Raw genomic sequence first — 4,798 nt, 5'->3', positions numbered from 1 at the left:
CGCCCATCACGAACGCCAGCGCCAGCATGGCGAAGAAGGCGGTCCAGCTCTCGGTGGCCATGTAGACCAACCCGAGCCCGATGGTCGCCAGGCCCAGCACGAGGTTGAGCAGGTGCTGGCCCTTGAACTGCACCGGCGCGCCCTGGAACCAGCGGAACTTGTATTTGCCCGACAGCTTGCCGAAGGCGATCACCGAGCCGCTGAAGGTGATGGCGCCGATGGCCGCGCCCAGGAACAGCTCCAGCCGGTTGCCGAACGGGATCGGCAGCCGCGCGAAGCCTTCCACCAGCACGGTGCCCTCGGGTGTGGCGGCGCTGGCCAGGGCCGGAACGGGGGGCGGCACGATGCCGAAGGCCCAGGGCTCGGCCACCGCGGCGACGGCGATGAACACGGCCGCCAGGCCGATCATGCTGTGCATGAAGGCGACCAGTTCGGGCATCTTGGTCATCTCCACCCGCTGGGCCATCACCGTGCCGGCAGCGCCCCCGACGAGCAACCCGAGCAGCACCCAGGCCAGGCCCATGGGCGCGCCGCGCGTGACGCTCCAGATCAACGCGGCGGTGGTGAGCACGGCGATCGCCATGCCGGCCATGCCGAACAGGTTGCCCCGGATCGAGGTGGTGGGATGCGAGAGCCCCTTGAGCGCCTGGATGAAGCAGACGCTGGCCACCAGGTACAGCAGCGTGACGAGGTTCATGCTCATGGCGCGGCCTTGTCGGAAGCGGCGCCGGCGACAGCGGAGGCCGCGGGCTTGCGCTCCTTCTTGCGGAACATCTCCAGCATGCGCCGCGTAACGAGAAAGCCCCCGAACACGTTCACCGCGGCCAGCGCCACTGCGAGCACGCCCATGGTCTTGCCCAGGGTGGTCTCGGTGAGGGCCGCGGCCAGCATGGCGCCGACGATCACGATGGCCGAGATCGCATTCGTCACCGCCATCAGCGGCGTGTGCAGCGCCGGGGTCACGGTCCACACCACGTGGTAGCCGACATAGATGGCCAGCACGAAGATGATCAGGTTGATCAGCGTGGGGGAAACGGCATCCATGGCAGCACTCCTTGAAGGTGAAGGGGCGAACGGGGCGAAGGAACGGACGACTGGCGGAACGGCGGAACGACGGAATGGCTACTGCGGCGGGGCGACCGGGAACGGCGGCACGATCAGCCGGCCGTCCATCATCGCGGTGCTCAACCGCGCGGCCTGCGCCATCTTGTCGCCCCACTCCAGCGCGGGGCGGCCGGCGCGCAGGAAGGCCTCGTTGTCGCGCGTGGGCGGGCGCAGCAGGCGCTGATCGACCAGTGCATCGATGGTGACGATGGCGCCGCCGTTGGTGGCATAGCGGAAGAACACGTGCGAGTACGGCTTGGCGGGCGCCGCCTGGTTCATGGACAGCCACTGCGCCACGGCGGGGCGGTTCTTGGCCAGGTAGTCCTCAGTATCGGCGCGGCGCTTGTAGCGCAGGCAGTCGATGCGCGCGGGGCTGCCCTGGGCCTTGTCCTCGACGAACACGCCCTGCTGCTGGGGGCACGGGGCCGTCCACAGCGTGGTGTCGCGCGGGTAGTTGGTGCTGTTGGTCTGCACCAGCAGCACGGCCAGCAGCGGCCGGTCCTTGCCCGGACCGCGCAGGCCCATGGCGGTCATCTGCGTGGGCAGGTCGGCGGAGGTGTCGTCGGGCAGCACGTCGATCACCTCGTCGCGGCGGCCCAGCACCTCCCAGTCGCCCGGCGGCAGTTCCAGCTGCGCACGGCCCACGTGCGGCAGCGAGGGCTGCACGGGCGCGCAGGCGGCCAGGGTGAGCAGCGAGGCGATGGCCAGCAGCGGGCCGCCAAGGCGGGGGGACAGGGGGAGCAGGGATGAAAGCCGGGTCTTCACAGGAATGCTTGTCTTGTCATGCGCGGGTGACCGCGCCTTCATGGGCCACGAGGCAGGCGGCGACGATGTCGTCTTGCCGGTCCACGTGCAGGGCCCCTTCGGGGTGGATGATGAGCTTGAGGAAATCGAGCACGTTGCGCGCGTAGAGTGCCGAGGCATCGGCCGCCACCAGCGCGGGCAGGTTGGTTTCGCCGACCAGCGTCACGCCATGGCGCACCACGGTCTGGCCGGCTTCGGTCAGCGGGCAGTTGCCGCCCTGGGGAGCGGCGATGTCGACGATCACCGAGCCCGGCTTCATGGACTGCACCATCGCCCCGGTCACCAGCACCGGTGCGGGCCGGCCGGGAATGAGGGCGGTGGTGATGACCACGTCGGCCTGGGCCACGCGCTTGGCCACCTCCACCTTCTGGCGTTCCAGCCAGCTGGCCGGCATGGCGCGCGCATAGCCGCCGGAGCCCTGGGCGGCCTCTTTCTCTTCGTCGGTTTCGAAGGGCACGTCGATGAACTTCGCGCCCAGCGATTCGACCTGGTCCTTGACCGAGGGCCGCACGTCGGAGGCTTCGATCACCGCGCCCAGCCGCTTGGCTGTGGCGATGGCCTGCAGGCCGGCCACGCCCACGCCCAGCACCACCACGCGCGCGGCCTTCACCGTGCCGGCGGCGGTCATGAGCATGGGGAAGAAGCGCTGGTAACGGTCGGCCGCGATCACCACGGCCTTGTAGCCGGCGATGTTGGCCTGGGAAGACAGTACGTCCATGCTCTGGGCGCGCGTGGTGCGGGGCGCGGCCTCCAGCGCATAGGCGGTAACGCCCGCCTGCGCCAGCCGCTGCAGGCCGGCCGCATCGAAGGGGTTGAGCATGCCGACCAGCGTGGCGCCGGGGCGCAGCAGGGGCGTTTCGGATTCGGTGGGGCAGCGGACCTTGAGCACGAGGTCGGCGCCCCAGGCGCTGGCGGTGTCCACGATCTCGGCGCCGGCCGCGGCATAGGCGGCATCCGGCACGCTGGCGGCCACGCCGGCACCCGCCTGGATGCGCACCGCATGGCCCTGGGCCTTGAGCTTCTTGACCGTCTCCGGGGTCGCGGCGACCCGGGTTTCTCCAACCATGGACTCGGCTGGTACACCTATCTGCATGTTGTCTGTCTCCCGGCTGGCGTGTGCTCGGCGATCTCCGCTCACTGGGCCCGAGCTTACCCGATGCGCTCCGCGGCATCGGCACGCCCCCATGGCGAAGGCCCGGCGCACGCGAATGCGCCGGGCCTTGGCGTGCGGGGGGTCAGTTCACCACCTGGGCCAGCGCGCCCGCGGCGTACTGGCCGGCCACGACCTGCAGGCTGTGGCCCTTGATCTTGGGTGCCTGGCCTTCGCAGCCGAACTCGATGTAGCGCTGCTTGCAGATGGCCTTGGCGGCCTCGCGCGCGGGCTTGAGCCATTCGCGGGCATCGAACTTTTCGGGGTTCTCGGCCAGGAACTTACGCACGGCGCCCGTCATGGCCAGGCGGATGTCGGTGTCGATGTTGATCTTGCGCACGCCGATCTGGATGGCCTTCTGGATTTCCTCGACGGGCACGCCGTAGGTTTCCTTCATGTTGCCGCCGTATTGGCGAATGATCTCCAGCAGCTCCTGCGGCACGCTGGAGCTGCCATGCATCACCAGGTGGGTGTTGGGGATGCGGCGGTGGATTTCCTGAATGCGGTCGATGGCCAGGATGTCGCCCGTGGGCTTGCGCGTGAACTTGTAGGCGCCGTGGCTGGTGCCGATGGCGATGGCCAGCGCATCGAGTTGGGTGCGCTTGACGAAGTCGGCGGCCTGCTCGGGGTCGGTCAGCAGTTGCTCGCGCGTCATGGTGGCGTCGGTGCCGTGGCCGTCTTCCTTGTCGCCCTTCATGGTCTCCAGCGAGCCCAGGCAGCCCAGTTCGCCCTCGACCGTGACGCCGACCTTGTGCGCCATGTCCACGACCTTGCGCGTCACGTCCACGTTGTATTCGTAGCTGGCGATGGTCTTGCCGTCAGCCTCGAGCGAGCCGTCCATCATCACGGACGAAAAGCCCAGGTCGATCGCGCCCTGGCACACGGCGGGGTTCTGGCCGTGGTCTTGGTGCATGACCAGGGGAATGTGGGGGTAGGCCTCGACGGCGGCCTGGATCAGGTGCTTGATGAAGGCTTCGCCGGCGTACTTGCGGGCGCCTGCGCTGGCCTGCAGGATGACCGGGGCGCCCGTCTCGTCGGCGGCGGCCATGACGGCCTGGACCTGTTCCAGGTTGTTCACGTTGAAGGCGGGAATGCCGTAGCGGTTTTCGGCGGCATGGTCGAGCAGTTCGCGCATCGAGACGAGAGGCATGGGATGGGTCCGTTCAATGGTGGGCAGTGGGGAAGGCACGCAGGCCCTGAAGGGCCGTCGGCCGCGGTGGTAACCGCTTCGTAACCGGCGATTTTATCCGGTCGGCCCCGCCGGGGAATCCATGAATTCCAGACGGTAGCAGGTGGTGAATGGCGGCGGCACGGCGCCCGGGCCGAAGCGCGCGCCGTGCGCCTCCGCCACGCGCGCGACAATCTCGTGCCCCAGGTGCAGGCTGTCCACCGGTGCGCGCGCAGCGCCCTGGGCATGGTGCCGGGCGCCGTCGTCCACCACCTGCAGCCAGGGGCCGCCGTGCTCGGCCTGCCCCAGCTGCACCTCGATGCGGGTGCCGTGCGGCGTGTGCTTGAGGGCGTTCTCCAGCAGGTTGCGCAGGGCGATCTCCAGCAGCACCGCGTTGCCGTGCCAGACCAAGGCGCCGGGCGCCGCGACGGCGATGCTGTCCTCGCGCGCCCAGGCCGCCTGGGCGTAGTCGGCGCTCACGCCGCGCGCCAGTTCCGCCAGATCGACGGGCGCGGCCGCCTCGTGCAGCTGGGTGCGGCTGGCGCGTGCCAGGGCGAGCAGCTGGTTGAGCA

The 4,798-nt window shown here is 69.5% G+C and carries 6 protein-coding genes; all 6 read right to left on the bottom strand.

Annotated features, from left to right (window positions below; all coding sequences use genetic code 11):
• The coding region (locus tag AC27IO_RS20490; protein ID WP_498740485.1) for an NAD(P)(+) transhydrogenase (Re/Si-specific) subunit beta at positions 1-703 on the bottom strand (703 nt) is incomplete at its 3' end.
• Positions 700-1,044, bottom strand: coding sequence for an NAD(P) transhydrogenase subunit alpha part 2 (locus AC27IO_RS20485; protein ID WP_487114829.1), 345 nt, complete (start codon positions 1,042-1,044; stop codon positions 700-702). The genes AC27IO_RS20490 and AC27IO_RS20485, both read right to left, overlap by 4 nt.
• 78 nt (positions 1,045-1,122) lie before the next feature.
• Positions 1,123-1,869: a hypothetical protein gene (locus AC27IO_RS20480; protein ID WP_498740483.1), complete on the bottom strand. Its 747-nt coding sequence runs from the start codon at positions 1,867-1,869 to the stop codon at positions 1,123-1,125.
• Between the two features lie 16 nt (positions 1,870-1,885).
• On the bottom strand, positions 1,886-3,001 hold the full coding sequence (locus AC27IO_RS20475; protein WP_498740481.1) for a Re/Si-specific NAD(P)(+) transhydrogenase subunit alpha: 1,116 nt from the start codon (positions 2,999-3,001) through the stop codon (positions 1,886-1,888).
• Between the two features lie 142 nt (positions 3,002-3,143).
• Complete coding sequence (gene fba / locus AC27IO_RS20470; protein WP_092742855.1) at positions 3,144-4,208, bottom strand: class II fructose-bisphosphate aldolase; 1,065 nt, start codon at positions 4,206-4,208, stop codon at positions 3,144-3,146.
• A gap of 93 nt (positions 4,209-4,301) precedes the next feature.
• Positions 4,302-4,798: sensor histidine kinase (locus tag AC27IO_RS20465; RefSeq protein ID WP_498740479.1), on the bottom strand; the 497-nt coding region annotated here is incomplete at its 5' end.

Source organism: Acidovorax sp. KNOB132 (assembly GCF_057541515.1).
This window is presented reverse-complemented; position numbering and strand designations above follow the sequence as displayed.

Bases quoted from the DNA above. Each gene is read 5' to 3' on its own strand.
- fba (WP_092742855.1), bottom strand. From the start codon at position 4,208: ATGCCTCTCGTCTCGATGCGCGAACTGCTCGACCATGCCGCCGAAAAC.
- AC27IO_RS20475 (WP_498740481.1), bottom strand. From the start codon at position 3,001: ATGCAGATAGGTGTACCAGCCGAGTCCATGGTTGGAGAAACCCGGGTC.
- AC27IO_RS20485 (WP_487114829.1), bottom strand. From the start codon at position 1,044: ATGGATGCCGTTTCCCCCACGCTGATCAACCTGATCATCTTCGTGCTG.